The 17153-nt window shown below is 62.3% G+C and carries 14 protein-coding genes and 1 other RNA gene; 7 read left to right on the top strand and 8 right to left on the bottom strand.

Annotation, left to right across the window (positions count from 1 at the left end):
- Positions 1-2 precede the first annotated feature (2 nt).
- The 5 genes from Pan216_RS03005 to Pan216_RS02985 all read right to left on the bottom strand — a co-directional run bounded on the left by Pan216_RS03005 (position 3) and on the right by Pan216_RS02985 (position 5153).
- Positions 3-449, bottom strand: a complete 447-nt coding sequence (locus tag Pan216_RS03005) for a hypothetical protein (protein ID WP_145254617.1) — start codon at positions 447-449, stop codon at positions 3-5.
- A 94-nt stretch (positions 450-543) separates the two neighbouring features.
- Positions 544-2373, bottom strand: coding sequence for a sigma-54-dependent transcriptional regulator (locus Pan216_RS03000; RefSeq protein ID WP_145254614.1), 1830 nt, complete (start codon positions 2371-2373; stop codon positions 544-546).
- Positions 2374-2411: 38 nt separating this feature from the next.
- Entirely contained in the window at positions 2412-3248 is an 837-nt protein-coding gene (locus Pan216_RS02995; RefSeq protein ID WP_145254611.1) for a DUF4328 domain-containing protein, read from the bottom strand.
- Positions 3249-3403: 155 nt separating this feature from the next.
- The gene (locus Pan216_RS02990) at positions 3404-4144 is read right to left on the bottom strand and encodes a DUF4328 domain-containing protein (RefSeq protein ID WP_145254608.1); all 741 of its coding nucleotides are present in this window, start codon (positions 4142-4144) and stop codon (positions 3404-3406) included.
- An 82-nt stretch (positions 4145-4226) separates the two neighbouring features.
- Positions 4227-5153, bottom strand: a complete 927-nt coding sequence (locus Pan216_RS02985) for a hypothetical protein (RefSeq protein ID WP_145254605.1) — start codon at positions 5151-5153, stop codon at positions 4227-4229.
- Between the two features lie 198 nt (positions 5154-5351).
- Here Pan216_RS02985 and ssrS point away from each other — a divergent pair.
- A non-coding RNA gene (ssrS, locus tag Pan216_RS02980) (6S RNA) lies at positions 5352-5535 on the top strand.
- 153 nt (positions 5536-5688) lie between these two features.
- Positions 5689-7011, top strand: a complete 1323-nt coding sequence (locus Pan216_RS02975; protein WP_145254602.1) for a replication-associated recombination protein A — start codon at positions 5689-5691, stop codon at positions 7009-7011.
- Between the two features lie 263 nt (positions 7012-7274).
- On the opposite strand, the gene Pan216_RS02970 is transcribed toward Pan216_RS02975, so the two are convergent.
- A complete protein-coding gene (locus tag Pan216_RS02970) occupies positions 7275-7874 on the bottom strand; it encodes a phosphoesterase (RefSeq protein WP_145254599.1) in 600 nt (199 codons plus the stop codon).
- Between the two features lie 57 nt (positions 7875-7931).
- On the bottom strand, positions 7932-9407 hold the full coding sequence (gene gltX / locus Pan216_RS02965) for a glutamate--tRNA ligase (protein WP_145254596.1): 1476 nt from the start codon (positions 9405-9407) through the stop codon (positions 7932-7934).
- A 537-nt stretch (positions 9408-9944) separates the two neighbouring features.
- Here gltX and Pan216_RS02960 point away from each other — a divergent pair.
- The 5 genes from Pan216_RS02960 to Pan216_RS02940 all read left to right on the top strand — a co-directional run bounded on the left by Pan216_RS02960 (position 9945) and on the right by Pan216_RS02940 (position 15138).
- Positions 9945-12119: an NfeD family protein gene (locus Pan216_RS02960; protein ID WP_145254593.1), complete on the top strand. Its 2175-nt coding sequence runs from the start codon at positions 9945-9947 to the stop codon at positions 12117-12119.
- A gap of 150 nt (positions 12120-12269) precedes the next feature.
- Positions 12270-12800 carry an NfeD family protein gene (locus tag Pan216_RS02955; protein ID WP_145254590.1) on the top strand — a complete coding sequence of 177 codons (531 nt, stop codon included), beginning with the start codon at positions 12270-12272 and terminating at the stop codon, positions 12798-12800.
- 22 nt (positions 12801-12822) lie between these two features.
- On the top strand, positions 12823-13887 hold the full coding sequence (gene floA, locus Pan216_RS02950) for a flotillin-like protein FloA (RefSeq protein ID WP_145254587.1): 1065 nt from the start codon (positions 12823-12825) through the stop codon (positions 13885-13887).
- Between the two features lie 322 nt (positions 13888-14209).
- Complete coding sequence (locus Pan216_RS02945; protein ID WP_145254584.1) at positions 14210-14566, top strand: hypothetical protein; 357 nt, start codon at positions 14210-14212, stop codon at positions 14564-14566.
- Entirely contained in the window at positions 14563-15138 is a 576-nt protein-coding gene (locus Pan216_RS02940; RefSeq protein WP_145254581.1) for a hypothetical protein, read from the top strand. The genes Pan216_RS02945 and Pan216_RS02940 overlap by 4 nt, the downstream gene beginning before the upstream one ends.
- A gap of 392 nt (positions 15139-15530) precedes the next feature.
- Here Pan216_RS02940 and Pan216_RS02935 read toward each other — a convergent pair whose 3' ends face one another.
- A complete protein-coding gene (locus Pan216_RS02935; RefSeq protein WP_419193199.1) occupies positions 15531-17072 on the bottom strand; it encodes a hypothetical protein in 1542 nt (513 codons plus the stop codon).
- Between the last annotated feature and the right edge of the window lie 81 nt (positions 17073-17153).

The raw sequence follows: 17153 nt of genomic DNA, 5'->3' as shown, positions 1-17153 counted from the left end.
CGTCAGAAGCGATCGCGGTTTCGTTCGAGGAAGAGTTCTCCCCAACGATACTCGCGGAGAAGTCCGTCGGTGGGACGACCGAGGATCAAGTGCGCGACGTAGATCGCCTCGATCGTCGCGAGTCCCTCCTCGGGATCGGGCAAGAGTTTCGAGACCCTGGGGTAGGCGGTCTCCCAATAGGGCAGCGAGCGGGGCGGCACCTCCGCGAACGCGCTCTCCATCCGATCGGCCAACCGCCACGTCGCGTCGAGGACGAGCAATCCCGACGCCCGATCCTCCAAGGACAGGCGCGGCCCCTCCATCGCGAGTCGAACGTAGCCCGCGAGTTCGACCGGTTTCTCCAGCGGATAGCTCACAAACGAAAAGCCCTTGCGTCCTCGAAGCGGCTCGACCGAACACTTCGAACGACGTTCCTTCTCGTGAACGACAATGACAGTATCGGGACCCATGAAGACCTGTTCGCCACTGGTGGTTGAACGTTGACTGGACGATGAAAGCGGCCCAAGCGAGGAACTCGCTCGGTCAAGCGTTGCGAGTGATCTCTTATCGCGTGCCGCGTTTTTGTTCCCGGCTGTAGACGAACTCGCGAAGGGCGTTGTCCTTCATCCCGAGTTCCTTGGCCGCGCGGGCGGGATTGCCGGCACGGAAGATCGCGAAGTAACGAAACAGCTCATCAATCAACTTAATGTCCACGGCGCCTTGCGAAGCGACCTTCTCGGCGACCGCTTGCCAACTACGCCACAAGTCCGGCATCCGCTCGAGAAAGAGCGCGCGGCAGACCTGATCGAGGTCGTCCCCCTCGAGACCCGTTTGATCCCCTAGCGCGGCTCGCGCCAGTTCGACGACACGCAATGACCACCCTTCCCCATCCGACGGCGGCCACTCCTCGTCGACCGTCCCCACCGTCGACTCGTCGTCGAGCGACGCTGGGACAGCCGAAGACGTCGTGACTGGCTTCGGCGCCACCAGCCCCATCTCGGCCGCGTACTCTTCCATCTCCACGATGTCGAGATAATCGGTCACGCGGGCATGGCTCGTCACCAAGCCGCGAATCAAATCGCGCAGCTTCCGACTGTTGCCCCCCGGAAGCCCATGCTCGACCACCCACTCGATCGCTTCGTCGGAAAGCTCCATCTCTTGACCGACTTCGTCCCCGAAGAGCCGGCAGTAGTGCTGCGCCTGATGGGCGATGTCCTCGGGTCGGTCACGCAGCGGAGGAATCCGAACGACAAGCTGCTCGACGCGATTGAGAAAGCTCTCCGAGAGTCGCGACTCGGCTTTGATCTCTTCCCAGATCGGTGTCTCGACGGTCCCCACGATCGCCGCCTCGGCGGTGCGGGCGACTTCGTCCTCGCCGAGATGACAGTAGCGACCGTCATCGAGGAACGAATGCAGGATGGCGCTGCCGCCGTCGGTGAGCTTGTGAAGATCGTCGAGAAGCAACACTCCCTTCTCCGCGGTTTGAACGAGACCGGGTCGATCGGTCGTCGCACCAGAGAAGGCCCCTTTGATGTGCCCGAAAAGAATCGACCGAAGGAAGGTTTCGTCGGTCAGTTGATTGCACGTCGCTTGCACGAACGGGAACTCGCGCCGCTGCGAGAGCTGATGCAACAGGTTGGCCAGTTCGGTCTTCCCGGTCCCGGTCTCGCCGTCGATGAGCAACGTTGGACGGGGCCGACGCCGAGCTGGATCGACGGCTGGTTCGCGACTGAAGTAAAGCTCCGAGTAGTCCGAGAAACGCCGGAGCATCGAGCCGAACGCTTCGGACTGGTAGACGATCCCGCGCCGTTTCAGTTCCGACGCCAGCCGAGTGATTGATGACGAGCGAAGATAGAGACCAACCCCTTCGATGAGTTTCTCGATCAGCTTCTCGCCAGCCAAATTTGCCGCGGAGCCTTTGCGGATGAAGCGATCGTCGGGAAAGCCGTCCGGCTTCTGGTAAGCGGAATAGAGCACCGCGAAGGTGTCGGGATTGCGGCGATGAATGTCCTCGATCAAGTATCGCCCGGCACGCGAACCGACCGCGTCGTCGGAGAACCGCAGATCGGACACGACGGCGGCGACGAAATGCTCCTTGAGCAGTCGCAGCACATGGCGAAAGCTTCCCCCCTTCTCGCAACAAAGGTGAAGCTGGAGATGAACCGGTCGGTGATACGCAAACCGTTCGAGCTTGCCGCTTCGATAGCCCGTCGCGCTGACCGCGATGTTGAGCCGACCGCTCCGAGGCAACGGAAAGCCCGCGGCGGCGTTCGCCTTTTGGAAGTCCTCGCTCTCGACGAGCCGGCGTCCGAAATCACTGACGAACCCCGGCACGAGCGAATCGAGCACATCCTCTTCGTCATCGACGATCAGCACATGAGGTATCAACGACACATCCGTTCCTTCGGAAATGGAAACAAGCGGCGTTCGCGTCACGCGTTAAAGGGGCTCTCGGAAGAACTCGGCACCGGGTCGGGCGCCGTCTCCAAGCGTTCGAGTCGCCGCTCTTCGCGTTGGGTGACCCGCGAGATGAGCATGAAGAGCAGAACGGCCGCGGTCAACCGCGCGATCGCGAAGAGCACCGTGACATATTCCTGATTGAGCTCGGCCTCGACCGTCTCCATTCGTCGCGCCATGACGTTGGTCATACGATCGAGAATCATGGTCCAGATCCACATGCCCCACCACCAGCCCACGAGCGCGTTGGTGCCTTGCTTCTTCCACAGTTGCGGTTTCGAGGAGGCACTGTGGGGGCCACTGGTATTCCAGATCTCCACCATGATCTGGTAGGGCCGGAAGAGGTTCATGATCGGGATGAAGTAGTAGCCTACCGCCCACCCGGAAGAAGTGGACAGATCGACCGCCCCGAGAGAAGGGAGGATCCGATGCGCGCGGTAGATCCAGACGCAGTAGGAGATGACCAAGGGGATCGTCGTCCCCACGACGAAGATCCCAAGAATCAGCAGCGACATCAGGTACGTCGCTTGGCTCTCCGGAGAGATCTCGGCTCCGGCAACCTGTTGCTGAAGAAGGAAGATAGCGTAGCCGCTGACGCCGATCACGAAGGGACAACTGAGAATCACCAAAGCGAGGAAGAAACGGGTGATCTTCGACGATCGAATCACGCCGGGCAACAGCTCCCGCGCCCGCTCGAGATCGACGTTCTCCTCGAAACGCGCCACTCCGGCGTCAACGGGGCTACTCCTCTCGGTCGGTGCCTGAAACGGATTGAACTGTTCTTCTCCACTGGCGAACGACTCGTTCGTCATTCGAATCCTCCTCGTCGGCGCCGCCCTCCATTCGGACAGCCGTGCCGACACCTCTGGACATTCCGCGGTTTGTCGGGATCGTCGGGAGCGATAGCGCTACGACCGAGGACGATCCGGTGTTTCCTTCGCGAAGAGCTGGCGATCCGATCATCGTTCTACGCGGCTCTCGTCATCCGTTCTCGCAGCCGTTGATTGATCTCGTGGATGAGAGGAAGGAGGAGAACCGCGGCGACCCAGTTCACCATATTCGCGGCAATTTCCACGCGGAAGATCATCAGCGGTGGTGCCGTGACCCGCCGGAGTAACTCGGCCACCAACCACGTCGCCACATACGCGACACACGCCAACCACCACCAGCGGATCGTCTGCGGCGTCGGCAACGCGCGCCACTTCTTCGGCTCGGCGACGGGGTTCTCCGGCCCGCTGGCGCTCCAGAGCTCTCCCATCACCAGCATCGGAAGTAGGAGATTCGCGATCGGGACGAGGAAACAAAGCACCGCGCTCGTCGGCGAGAACCGCATCCCCACCGCGCCAAGCGGCCCGAGAACCCGATAAGCCCCGAAGACCCACACCAAAAACGCCGGCAAGACGATCGCGAAGAGCACCAGCAAAACGATCTGCGACGACTGGTAGATCGTCGTGCCCCACTCGGCCCAAGCCTCTTGCCCCTCGAAGAACGGCTCGCCCTTGGTCACCGACGTCACGATCCCCGCCGGGATCGCCACCATGTTGACCACCACGCAGACGCGAAGAACAAATCGCGTCACGTTGCCGGCACGAACGACTCCGGGCAGAAGCCGCGACGCGCGCTCCTGGTCGGCGACCACGACGACTCGCGGCGGGGAATCGGCTACGGGCGACTTCTCAGGCTCCCTCCGCTCATGGTCACGTTCCACAAGAACATCCTTCGGTGAACCTCACGGGCTCCTCTACTCAACCAAGACTCGCGGGCATTTTCCAGACTTACCCCCCGGAAGATCATTCGGCATCACTCGCCGGAGGCGCGTCCCCGCCGTCCGTCGACGCTTCATCCTCCCCCTTTTTCTCCGAAAGGCGGTCGGCGACAAAGCCGAAGGGGCGTTCCTCCATCGTCATGATCCCGGCGAGACGAGTCCGTCCTCGCGTCCAGAGATGACCGTTGAACGTTGGGGTCGTCCGGGGAAACTCGATCCGAAACGTCGCGCGGTTGGCCGGGTTCCCGATCTTGCCCTCCACATCATAGGTCTGTCCTGTCTCGTCGGACACGAACGAGCCACTCAGGACTCCATCGTCGTCGGCGTCGAGCACCAAGCGGCCCATCCAGCGACCATCGGCTTCCAAGCGGTAGGCCCCCGTGAAATCACTCGCTTTGACCGGCCCTTGGACCGATCGGGCCGTCGTCCGAGCCGAAGGAGGACTTGGGGCCTTCCCCAGAAGGTAGATCTCCGTCTCGCCGACCGGCTCGAGCCGTCCCCCCTTCTCCGCCACATAGCGAAGATCCTCGCTCGTGCCGGCGGGGACAATCTGCCCAAGCTCCAAGTCGATCCCGAAGCCGTCGAACAGATAGATGTTCTCGTTGTCGGCGGCGATTCCGCGCTGATCGGAGGGGTAGGTCACGAGCCGATGGACGATGACGAACTTGGAGTCCTTGCCCTTCTCGGCCAGCAACGGCCAATTCGCCAAACTGAGCGTCAGCTTTGTCCAGTTCCCCTCGCCGGTGCGCACCACCAGAAACGCGCGGCCATCCCCATCGACCAGGATCTCGGGCAACCGCGAGAGGGCGCTCACCGGAATTTGCGGAACCTTCTTGGCGTAGTCGACTTCGGGCACTTTCGCCAAGTCCCCAACCGTCTGATCGTCGAAATGGTCCGCGTGGGCGACTGCCGCCATGCAACCGAGAGCGAGCATCACGAGGGTGCGTCTCATGCGTTCTTCCTTCAGGTGTCCATCGGATGGCGGAGCAAGGGAGGTGCCTCCAGACGGTTCGTTATGAGTATGTACCGACCGGCTTGCAGCGTCGATGCGATTCTTGCTATTCCCTCGCGGCGCGACGAGGTGGGAAAACGGACTGGAAGGAAAGCTCAAGCATGTTAGATTGGATGCACCCACGTGTCGACACCGTGGTGGCCTCTGCCATGTTCGAGCAGGACTCATGTTTTGTCGAGCCGATAACGAACTCGCCTGGGGACCTAAGATTGCCTGGTGCTCGCATGCCCGCCTGACGGGATCCGAAAGCCGGGCACGCGGTCGCCCACTTTAGTTAGCGGGTTCGCAAACACGGTCCGAGACGGCATTGCGGTGGAGGCCAACCTTTTCTCATTCCCATCCGTGGTTGTGGGTTGCGCCCGACGAACAAGGTCCGCTCGCCCCTTCTCCCAACGCGAACACGTGAAGCCTCCTTCATCCTCGTACCATGAAGGAAACGTGTGGCATTCACGAAGTTCACCCAGGGAGACCGACCGTGGATCTCTTCGCCGACATCGAACGCGAGAACGTCGAGCGGAGCCGACCGCTCGCCGAACGGATGCGCCCGCGCCAGCTCGACGAGGTGATCGGCCAGGAAACGGTCCTCGGCGAAGGCAAGCTCTTGCGGCGAATGCTCCTCGCGGGCCGGCTCGGCTCGATCATCCTCTACGGACCGCCGGGAACCGGAAAAACGACGCTCGCGCGTGTCATCGCCCAGCACTCCCAATCGCGCTTCGCCGAGCTCAACGCCGCCGGCTGTGGCGTCAAAGAGGTTCGTGCGGCGCTTGACGAAGCTCGGGATCATCTCAGATCCGGTGGCGAACGGACACTCCTCTTCGTCGACGAGATCCATCATTTCAATCGCTCGCAGCAAGACATCCTCCTTCCCGACGTCGAGAAGGGCACCGTCACGCTGATCGGAGCGACAACGCTCAATCCCTTTTTCGCCCTCAACGCCCCCTTGGTCAGCCGCAGTCAGCTCTTCATGCTCGAACCGCTCGACATCGAGCAGATCGAGCAGGTGCTCAAGCGGGCGATCGCGGACAAGGCGCGGGGGTTTGGAAAGCTCGACCTGACGGTCACCGACGACGCGGTCCATTTCCTCGCGGTGATGTGTGACGGCGATGCCCGCCGAGCCCTGACCGCGCTGGAGATCGCGGTCAACAGCTTCCCCGAGTCGAAGCCGATTCATGTCGACAAGAGTGTCGCCGAAGACTCCATCCAGCGCAAAGCGATTGTCCACGATCCCTCCGGCGACGAGCACTACGACCTCGCCAGTGCCCTGATCAAGAGCATGCGCGGCAGCGATCCCGACGCGGCGATCTACTGGCTCGCTCGGATGCTTGAAGCGGGGGAGGATCCGCGTTTCATCGCTCGTCGGCTGATCATCTTCGCGAGCGAGGACATCGGCCAAGCCGATCCCACGTCCCTTCTGGTCGCCGAAGCGGTCGGCCGCGCCGTCGACGTGATCGGCCTCCCCGAGTGCCAGCTCAATTTGTCGCAAGGCGTCCTTCATCTCGCGACCGCGCCCAAGAGCAATTCCACCACCACGGCGATCGCCGCCGCCCGCAAGGATGTCCGTGAGGGCCGTACCGTCGCGGTGCCCAAACACCTGCGTGATGCTCACTACGCGGGCGCGAAGGAGATCGGTCACGGCGAGGGCTACCAATACCCTCACAACGACCCGCGTGGCTTCGTCGAACAAGAGTATCTGTCGGTCTCCGTTCGCTATTACGAACCAACCGAACACGGAAGAGAGAAAGAAGTGGCCGAGCGAATGGAACGCTTACGCGGGGAAGGCGAGTCTACGCAGCCGTAGTGGTGCATCTATCTCTAGATGTCAGGTTCTCCTCACCTCTCCTTGGGGAGAGGTCGGCGAACATCGTGAGCCGGGTGAGGGAGATTCGGGCTCGGAAAATCAGGGGTGATTCGCGAAGACGAACCCCCTCACCCCTAACCCCTCTCCCATGGGGAGAGGGGAACAAGAGGCTCACTCTCCCATGGGGAGAGGGGAACAAGAGGCTCACTCTCCCACGGGGAGAGGGGAACCCTGAAGCCTGACACTTGGGCCGAAATGGACCATTACGATAACGAAGCACTCTCCAAAAACTCGAACGAGAACCGAGCCCAGGTCTCGAGTTGATCGAGACATTCGCGAATGTCCTCGGCGGGACGGAAGGTCGCTTCGGCAAGCGAGGGATCGCGATGGCTGACCTTCGGCTGATCGAGTTCCAGCAAGTGAACGATGCCGAAGTGCACACTCCCGACCGGCGTGCGGTCATCGTGCACCATGCCGACAATGCGATTCGTCCACGAACTCTCGATGGCGACTTCTTCGTCCAGTTCGCGAGCGAAGCCGACCTCGTAGGCTTCCGAACCCTCGGAGCCATCCTCGCGGGAGACGTGGCCTCCCACCCCGAGTGACAGAAGATCGTGCAGCCGCTTCTCGCCGCCCGCCTTGCCCCGCGTGTAGCAGTAGTATTGATCCCCCGAGCGCAACACCGCGTAGGGGATCAACTGCTTGAACGACGGATCGTCCTCGGCCAATGGGCGGGGCATGTACGAAAGGTGCTCGGGGTCGAGCAACGTCGGCAGATACTCCTCGACCCGATCGGAGAAGCCGAGAAAGGTCCCGAGTTCATCCAGCAAACGCGTCGGGAAAACGAGCACTTCTTCGCTCATGAGCGGACTCTCATTGCTGATCGGCTAGGGAACTCTTGGACAACGTCGGGCGCGTGATCAACCCGCTTCGGCGGCGATTTTTTCTCGTGCGGTCTCGATGTTCTTGAGCACCTTCTCCCGCCCGAGGATCTCGATGCAGTCGAAGACGCCGGGACCGACCGTCTCGCCCGTGGTTGAGGCCCGCAGGAAGTGGTTGATCTTCCCACCGACGCCGGTCTCTTCGCGCACGTCGTTGACGGCGGCCTCAATGGTCGCGAGGTCGAACGGCTCCAAAGTGGCGAACGTCGCGTGAAGCTTCGCGAGCACCTCCTCGGCGCCAGGTTTCCTCAGGTGTTTCATCGCCTTGGGATCGATGACCAACTCCTCGCGGAGGAACATCGCCCCATAGCGAATGATGTCGCTCAAGAGCTTGAGCCTGTCGCCGCACGCCTTCTCGATCTTCGCGACGACCGCTTTCTGTTCGGGCGTCGGCGGGTCGGCGACGAGCCCTGCGCGGACGAGGAACGGCATCATCAGCTCGATCTTCTCGTCCGCCGGCAGCGCCGTCATGTACTGGTCTTGGATCCAGTACATCTTGTCGGGGTCGAGTCCCGCCGGGGCACTGGTGACGCGATCGAGGGAAAAGTTCTCGATGATCGTTTGGCGGCTCATGATTTCGGTGTGATCGTCGAGCGACCAGCCGAGACGGGCCAGCGCGTTGACGAGCGCTTCGGGCAGGTAGCCGGCCTGCTCGTACTCCTCGAGGGCGACCATCACGCCGGGGGGCGGGTTGCGTTTGCTGAGCTTCTTCTTCCCACCGGGGGCCGCGACATAGGGAACGTGGGCGAAGGTCGGCAGAGGCGCTCCGAGGCCCTCGGCGATGAGGAGCTGCGGGTGCGTGTTGGAAAGATGCTCCTCGGCGCGGACGACGTGGGTGATCTTCGTCTCGATGTCGTCGACGATCGACGCGAGATTGTAGAGCGGCTTGCCTCCATCCCGGGCGATGGTGAAGTCGCCGAGCATGTCGGTCCGCCACTCGACGGCCCCGCGGATGGCGTCCAGGAGAACGGTCGTCTTGCCCTGGGGAACTTTGAACCGCACCGCGCACTGCTTCTCTTTCCAGAGGGCCAATGCCTCGCTCCCGGACATGTCGCGATTGGGGCCGCGAAAGACGAAGGGCCGCTTGGCGGCTTTGGCCGCTTCGCGAAGTTCGTCGAGTTCGGTCGTGCTTGTCTCGCAGGGGTAGGCTTTTCCCGACTCCAGAAGTTGGGTGATCGCGGCGACGTGGTTGTCGGTTCGCTGAGACTGGAAGTAGGGTCCGTGGGCCCCGCCGACATCGGGGCCCTCATCCCAGTCGAGGCCGAGCCAGCGCATCCCCTCGAAGATCTTGGTCAGCGCATCGTCCACGTGTCGCGCGGTGTCGGTATCGTCAATCCGCAAGATGAATTGGCCGCCGTGTCTGCGGGCGAGCAACCAATTGAAGAGGGCGGTGCGAACGCCGCCGATGTGAAGATAGCCGGTCGGGCTGGGGGCAAAGCGCGTGCGAACTTCCATCGCGATCCTCGTTGATCGTGAACCGGCGCCGCGGGGCGCTCGTCTAACCTTTTGGGGTGCCACGGATTCCCGCGATCCGCTCTCAAAGAGCCGCGGACTCTCAGGATCCGCGTCAGTGGGCCGCGGATTTCTTCGATCCGCGTCAGTGGGCCGCGGAATCCTTTGATCCGCGTCAGTGGGCCGCGGATTTCTTCGATCCGCGTCAGTGGGCCGCGGAATCCTTCCATCCGCGTCAGTGGGCCGCGGAATCTCGCGAGCCGCCCCTTGGCGATTCGGCGGGATCCTGGACAATCGGTTAGGGTACGGAGGCCGGACCCGTCGTCCAAGGTTCGTCCACCGGCCCGTGACCCAATCCTGTCGCCGAGGACCTTCGCCGACAGGAGTAGTGACTGGCTGCTTTGACCACTTTCGCGGAGGGGTAGTATAATGGGGAGACACCGGCGACGTCGGATCGCCCAGCCGAAGGCGTCCGAGGGATCGTTGCCTGAAGGTTTTCCCGGTGTCCGACGGATGAAGCACCATCCACGGAGGACGGCTATGCCTCGCGACGTCGTTAGGACCTTGGTGGCCGGTAGCGGCTTGCTGTCGCTTGTCCTGTTTGCCGGCATTTCCCTAGGCCAAGAAGCGCCCAATGCCAATCCACCCGCCGACGCCAATAAGGGCCCCAAAGGCCGAATGATCACCATTCGCGGGTCGATCGACTCCGGATTGAAGAACCGCGTCATCAACGCCACCCGCACCGCCGTCCGCGAGGGGGCGGAGATCATCGTCTTCGATATCCAGGCGGGCAAGAGCGACTTCGGCGCCTCGCTCGACTTGGCCAACGCCATCTCCGAACTCGGGGGCAAGGTCCGGCGCACCGTCGCTTTTGTCAGCAAGCCCGTCACCGGCCACGGAGCCCTGGTCGCGCTCGCCTGCGACGAGATCGTCATGGCGCCCGACGCCAAGCTCGGCGATGTCTTCGGCGATCTCCCCGTCGATGCCCGGCCGATCGAGGAGAAGGCCTACGCCGACTTCGGCCGGCTGAAGGGCCACGGAACCTGGATCCCACTCGGGATGGTCAACAAGGACATCCGCCTAGTCGAGGTCAAGACGCCGCAGGGCAAGCGATTCATGCCCTCCGACAAGCTCGACGAATTCAAAAAGGGTGTCCAAGTCCTCGATTCGACCGTCATCAAGGAGGCGGGCCAACGACTCCTGCTCGACGCGGACCAGGCCCGCTCCTACGGACTGGCGCGGGGCACCGCCGGGTCGCGCAAGGAAGTCGCCACGATGTACGGCCTGCCGGAGAGCACCGCGGCCGAGGATATTCTCTACGTCGAAGCGGTCCGGCCGATCTTGGTCAAGCTCGAAGGGGCGTTCACCGGACGTCTTCACCAATACCTCCTGCGACGACTCAAACAGGCCAGCTCCGAGGGATCGGACCTCCTCTTCGTCCAAATCGATAGCACCAGCGGCGAGGTGGCGGCCGCCGACGGCATTGCCCACGCCCTGAAGTCGTGGCCCGGACGGACCGTTGCCTGGGTTCCCAAGCAGGCGATCGGGGTCGCGACCTACACGATCTTCGGCTGTGACGAGTTGATCATCGCTCCCGACGCCGAGATCGGTGGGTTCGAAATCTCCAAAGCGAGCAAGGAGGAGTATCAAGCGCTCGCCGACTCCGCCGTTGACATGTCCAAGGGAGGCAAGTATCCCGAAGCCTTCGTCCGTGGATTCGTCGACCCCAACGTCAGTGTCTTCGAGGTCCGCAACAAGGCGAACCCCAACCTCATCAGCTACAAGACAGCCGGCGAGCTTGAGAATCCCGTCGTTGCCAACGAGTGGGACAAGGCGCGACGCGGCCCCCTCAAGGAGGCGGGCATCTCCCTCACGATGAACGGCAAGACCGCGCTTTCGGTCGATGTCGCCGCGGGAGAGGCCTCGACGCGGGACGAACTCAAATCACTCTTCGACATCAGCGGCACGATCCCGACCCTGCAACCAGGCTGGGTCGATGCCCTCGTCGACGGACTGACGAGTGTCGGCGGCACCGTCCTGCTGCTCTTTATCGGGTTGACGTGCCTCTACATCGAATTCCAGATGCCCGGGTTCGGCATCGGGGGGTTGGTGGCGACGATCTGCTTCGTCCTCTTTTTCTGGTCGCGGTTCTTGAGCAACCAAGCCGGATCGCTGGAAGTGACGATGTTCCTGCTTGGGTTGATCCTGATCGCGGTCGAACTCTTTGTCATCCCCGGATTCGGCATCACGGGTTTCGCGGGGATCCTGCTGCTATTCGGGTCGCTGCTACTGGCGAGCCAGTCATTCATCGCTCCGAGCAACGATGAGGAAAGCTGGGAGATGTTGACGAACCTCTCGATCATCCTCGGCGTGATCTTTCTGTTCGCTGGAGCGGCCGTCGCTTCGGCTCGCTACCTGCCAGCGTTCCCCTATCTGAGGCACATGGTCCTCGCGCCCCCCGAGCAGGTCGAGGAGAACGACGCCGAGGCATCGTACTACGGCGAGGAGGAATCCGGCGCCGCCTCCCAGTACGACCATTTGCTCAACCAGACGGGCGTCGCGATGAGCACACTTCGCCCCGCGGGAAGGATGGAGCTCGACAACGAGTACTTCGACGTCGTCGCCCAAGGGGAGTTCGTCGACGCGGGCACTCCGGTGAAAGTCGTCGAGGTGTACCAAAACCGGATCGTCGTCCGTCCCTCCAACGGAGCCTAGTACTCCCAAGGGGCCTCACCGGAACGGGAGCGTCGGCCCGAAACACGGATGGCAACCCTCTTCCGGGGTTGATATGATTCGCGAAGCGTCGACAGCGTCTGATCGGATGGCGATCGGCGGCATCACCTTCATCCCCAAAGTGACACCACCATGACGAGTTCGTTTGGATTGGCCTTCATCCTCCTCGTCGTCGGAGTGCTCATCGTCTTCATCGAACTTTTCATCCCCAGTGCCGGGCTTCTCTTCATCGCCTCGAGCGTCTGCATTTTGGGAAGCCTTTATTTCGCCTTCCAAGTCGGGGTGGGCACGGGCTTTCTGTTCGTTGTCACCATCTTCGGACTGATCCTGATCCTGCCTCGCCTCCTGATTCGCATCTGGCGCAATACCCCGATCGGGAAGAGAATGTTCCTCGAGTCCCCAAGCGACGATGCGGAGGAGGATTCCGACGAGGGGATCGACGAGCGCTACGACTCGCTCGAGGGAGCGATCGGTCGTACACTGACACCGCTACGTCCGTCGGGAATGACGGAACTTCTCGGTCAACGAATCGATACCGTGACCGAAGGCGTTATGATTGAGCAGGGAGAATACGTTCGGGTGATCGCGGTCGAGGGAAATCGCGTCAAGGTGCGCAAGCTGACCGCCACCGAGCTGAAAGATTTCACGCCCGACTTGGATTAGGACCACCGCGGAGACACAGCGCATGGACAATCCGTTGACTATCTTGGCGATCGTGGCGGCGTGTATCGTCGCCCTGTTCGTCCTGTTCGGACTCTGGTTTCTTTCGAGCTTCTTTCGCCTCTGGCTGCAAGCCTTCCTCACGCACGCCGGCGTCAGTATCGCCGATATAATGGGGATGTTCCTGCGCCGGGTCGGGAACAAGCCGCACCACTACAAGATGATCACGCTCAGCAAGATCATGGCGACTCAAGCCGGCCTGAAAATCCCCACCCGCGAGCTCGAGTCCCACTACCTCGCCGGCGGCAACGTCCCCAATGTCATCCGCGCCCTGATCGCCGCCGACCGCGCCGACATCCCCCTGACGTTCAAGCAAGCGACCGCGATCGATCTGGCTGGGCGAAACGTCCTCGAGGCGGTCCAAACCAGCGTCTTGCCGAAAGTGATCGACTGTCCCGACCGGACACGCGGACGCTTTACCGCTGATGGCGTCGCCAAGGACGGCATCCAGTTGCGAGCCCGCGCTCGTGTCACGGTGCGGACCAACCTCGAGCGCCTCATCGGTGGTGCCAAGGAAGACACCGTCATCGCTCGCGTCGGCGAGGGTATCGTCAACACCATCGGTATGGCCGACACCTACAAGGACGTGCTCGAGGCGCCCGAACGGATTAGTAAGCGTGTTCTCGAACGGGGTCTCGATTCGGGCACGGCGTTCGCCATCCTCTCGATCGACATCGCCGATGTCGACGTCGGCGACAACGTCGGCGCCAAGCTCCAAGGCGACCAAGCCTCCGCCGACCTTCGTCGGGCCCGGGCGGAAGCGGAAGGCGAGCGGGCGAAAGCCATCGCCCGACAGCAAGAGATGCAGGCTCTCGTCGAGGAGTACCGTTCCACACTCGTCGAGGCCGAATCGCAAGTTCCCAAGGCGATCGCCGACGCGATCGAAAGCGGCGGACTCGGCATCATGGACTACTACCGGTTGCGAAACATCCAAGCCGACACCGAGATGCGTGCGTCCTTCGCGGGCACCGGAAACAGCGGCGGCTACCAGAACCGCAACACCCAGTCCGACAACACGTCGTCGTCCTAGGCTTCGTCTCAAGAGTAGGTCGTCGACCCGAGACTCAGCCAATCGGTGCGGGTCGAGGAGGGCGAAGCAGGCGAAACCGCTGGATTCGTCGATGCAGCCCGACAAAGTCCCGTGCCGATGCAGCGAGTCGAAGCCAGAGCCGAGTGTTGAGACGGAGCCTAATGCACTGGTCCATCTAAGTTCTTGGGTACCACTGGCTGCTTGTCCGCCAGTGCCAATGGGCTAGGGTTGCCCAAACACCAACTTCGAGTTGGAACAGAGCACTGGTGCGCCGGCCGATCGTAGCCGGCATCGAATTGATCAACGGGCTGTTAGGGATGACTTGCGAATTCGAACCCCCTCACCCCTAACCCCTCTCCCACAGGGAGAGGGGAACAAGAGGCTCACTCTCCCACAGGGAGAGGGGAACAAGAGGCTCACTCTCCCACAGGGAGAGGGGAACAAGAGGCTCACTCTCCCACAGGGAGAGGGGAACAAGAGGCTCACTCTCCCACAGGGAGAGGGGAACAAGAGGCTCACTCTCCCACAGGGAAAGGGGAACAAGAGGCTCACTCTCCCACAGGGAAAGGGGAACAAGAGGCTCACTCTCCCACAGGGAGAGGGGAACAAGAGGCTGACATCTAGGCCTAGATGGACCACCAACGGGCCTGGCCCCAGAAGTGAAAGGAGATCGACGTGAACAACTGGATGGACCTGATCATCCCGGCGATCGTCGTCATGATCTGGCTGGCGCGGTTCGTCGTCCGAGGAATGGAGAAAGAGGGACAAGCGCCGCGCGGCGCCCGTGGCGCTCAGGAACCGGGCGGTAGGCGTCGCGAACGGCAACAGGAACTCGATCGCTTCCTCGAAGACCTTGGCGTCAAACGCAAGGACGATCGCCGTGCCCAAGGGCGCGGTGGCCCGACCGGTCGTCAACAGGGTCCGACCACTCGGTCTGCCGCGACCCGAGAACGATCGGGCAAACGCGTCGTGATGGCCGAGTCCACAAAGCAGCGTCCTGGCGATCGGTCCTCTAGCGGCACCGACTCGCGAAAGGGGCGTGAGCTCCGCTCGAATCTCCCGTCGAAGCAGACTCCCGAAGTGATCGTCGAGGAGATCGAAACGGTCATCATCGAGGAGTCGCCCGATCGGAAGCGGCAACCTTATGCCGCCAACGTCCCTCCGGGGCTACCGATCGCAAGCCAGGACCAACTCCGCCAAGCCTTTATTCTGAGCGAGGCACTCGGCAAGCCCCTCGCTCTCCGCGATTGATCGCTCACGCTTGTCCAAGGGGGAGAAGGAGGGGGTCTCTTCCCTTGTCATCTCAAGGGCAGCACCGGCTGCGTTGCTACCGGTGCGGCGAAACCACAGGAGGTCTCGGTCCGAGGTTCGATCGCGGGTAAATTAAAGATCTTGGGCAACGATGGTCGTTCGTGGCGGTCTTCGCTCGGTGACCAACGTTCCCACGAGACCTCTAGCCGACGGCGTCGGCCTCGGTAGCGAAGCAACCGGGGCTACCCGAAGAACGAACTCTCTTACCCCCTCGTCCAAGGACCGGCTATTCGCTCCCCCTTTGGAAAAGGGGGACGGAAGAGTGACCCAAGTGCCCCCACTCACCCAAGAAGAAGTCGTCGAAAGTCACGGCGCCCGACGATCGACGCGACCTACTCTTTCGACGCCCCTTCGGAGTCGACGCGACGATAGAGCGCCGCGGCGGGGGCCCGCTGGAGGAGTTTCCAATCGGGCGAGTCGGTAAGCAGCCGATCGAGTTTCGAAGCCGGCTCCACCAAGGCGTGCACAAATCCGTAGCGATCGGCCCAGTCCTTGAATTGAGCCATCTCCTTTCGCCCCGCGACGTAATGCTGGAGCCCTTCGTCGCCATAGAATTCGCAGCGATCGTCGATGAAGACACGAGCCCCCGGCAGATAGCGAATCACGAACCCGCCCAAGCCGAGATCGTTGTAGATCGGCATCCCCTCGCCGTGCTCGGCAACAATTTCCCGTAGCTTCGGCAACAGCTCCATGGGAGCTTTCGAGCCATCCGGGCGCGCCCAGCCGCGGCCGACGATTGGAGCCCGAACGCCAAGCCCCTGCCACGCCAGACAAGTTCCGACCACCAACAGCGGGACGATCGCAAGCCGCCAAGCCGCCAGTCGCGTTCGCTGCTCGACCGGATCGAGGGCGAACATGCTCTCCGGATCGGCTCCGACCACCAGACGGTGCGAGGGCAGGATCTCCGCGATCGCGAACCCGACCGTCACGGCGAAGAGCGCTCCGTGACGCTGGCTGCCGATCGCGAGCAAGATCCAGACCAGAGGAATCAGCCACGTCACCCGCAACCGGCATCGCTCGACTCCGAGCAGAAAGTAGAAGTAGACGCCCGCCAGAACCAAAAAGAGAAGAGCGTTCAGTGGCGATCGGTAGATCGGGGCGTGCTCGACAATGAGCTCCGAGAGAACATCCGAGCCTTGCAGGGAGAACCAGACCCGGGGCAACTCGACGCCGAACGGGTTGACCAGAGGAGTCAGCAGGGCCGCGCCGCACAGCAGCGCCAATTCGACGATCCCCGCGCCGCTTTCGACGGGTGTGGCGATCGGACGCCGAAAGAGATAGACAAGACTCCAGCCGATCGCGGCAAGCCCAAGGGTGCCGATGCCGCCGAGCACCGCGGGGTGAAGGTTGGTCCAAAGAACGAAGAGCGGAAGGAGCAGCCAGCAGCGACGTGGCGACGCCCTGCCGGCGTCGACATCGAGCAGCAGCGCCATCGTCGCCCCCAAGAAGAGAAGCGAAAAGACGTGCGGGCGGGCATGAAAGTGATGGGCACTGGTCGAGAAGACCAGGATCGTGAAGCCGATCGCTAAGAGCCAGGAGGCTCCCGCTCGTCGCAGCCGGTGGTAGATCCAGGCATTCAGCAGAGCGAGCAGCGCCGCCGTCGCGGTGAGGATGCTATCGAGACCTCCCAAGCGATCGAGGAGCCCCAGGAAGCATTCAGCAAGCCACTGCATCGCGATCCAGCGCTCGCCCCCTTGGGTAAAGCTGAAGGGATCGGCCGTCACCAGGTGGCCCGAATCGAGCATCAACCCGCCAACGACAGGATGCCAAAGCGACCCTGGATCGCTCAGGAGCTTCTCGCGTCCCGCGACCAGGAGAAAGAGCCAGAACCCGAGGAACACAAGCACCTCGCTGGCAAAATACCGCGTCCTCATGCTAGGCTCCGCCGTCCGGAGAAGGCGTTTCCGACCACCCGCGGGCAATCCGCTTTTTGCCAGTCATCGAGCCCACTGCTA

Origin of the sequence: Kolteria novifilia, assembly GCA_007748055.1 — a bacterium.
Classification (GTDB): Bacteria; Planctomycetota; Planctomycetia; order Kolteriales; family Kolteriaceae; genus Kolteria; species Kolteria novifilia.
This window is presented reverse-complemented; position numbering and strand designations above follow the sequence as displayed.

What these genes read in the sequence shown, in the direction of transcription:
- Pan216_RS03005 (WP_145254617.1), bottom strand. Translation starts at nt 449, where the DNA reads ATGGGTCCCGATACTGTCATTGTCGTTCACGAGAAGGAACGTCGTTCG.
- Pan216_RS02995 (WP_145254611.1), bottom strand. Translation starts at nt 3,248, where the DNA reads ATGACGAACGAGTCGTTCGCCAGTGGAGAAGAACAGTTCAATCCGTTT.
- Pan216_RS02985 (WP_145254605.1), bottom strand. Translation starts at nt 5,153, where the DNA reads ATGAGACGCACCCTCGTGATGCTCGCTCTCGGTTGCATGGCGGCAGTC.
- Pan216_RS02970 (WP_145254599.1), bottom strand. Translation starts at nt 7,874, where the DNA reads ATGAGCGAAGAAGTGCTCGTTTTCCCGACGCGTTTGCTGGATGAACTC.
- gltX (WP_145254596.1), bottom strand. Translation starts at nt 9,407, where the DNA reads ATGGAAGTTCGCACGCGCTTTGCCCCCAGCCCGACCGGCTATCTTCAC.
- Pan216_RS02960 (WP_145254593.1), top strand. Translation starts at nt 9,945, where the DNA reads ATGCCTCGCGACGTCGTTAGGACCTTGGTGGCCGGTAGCGGCTTGCTG.
- Pan216_RS02955 (WP_145254590.1), top strand. Translation starts at nt 12,270, where the DNA reads ATGACGAGTTCGTTTGGATTGGCCTTCATCCTCCTCGTCGTCGGAGTG.
- floA (WP_145254587.1), top strand. Translation starts at nt 12,823, where the DNA reads ATGGACAATCCGTTGACTATCTTGGCGATCGTGGCGGCGTGTATCGTC.
- Pan216_RS02935 (WP_419193199.1), bottom strand. Translation starts at nt 17,072, where the DNA reads ATGAGGACGCGGTATTTTGCCAGCGAGGTGCTTGTGTTCCTCGGGTTC.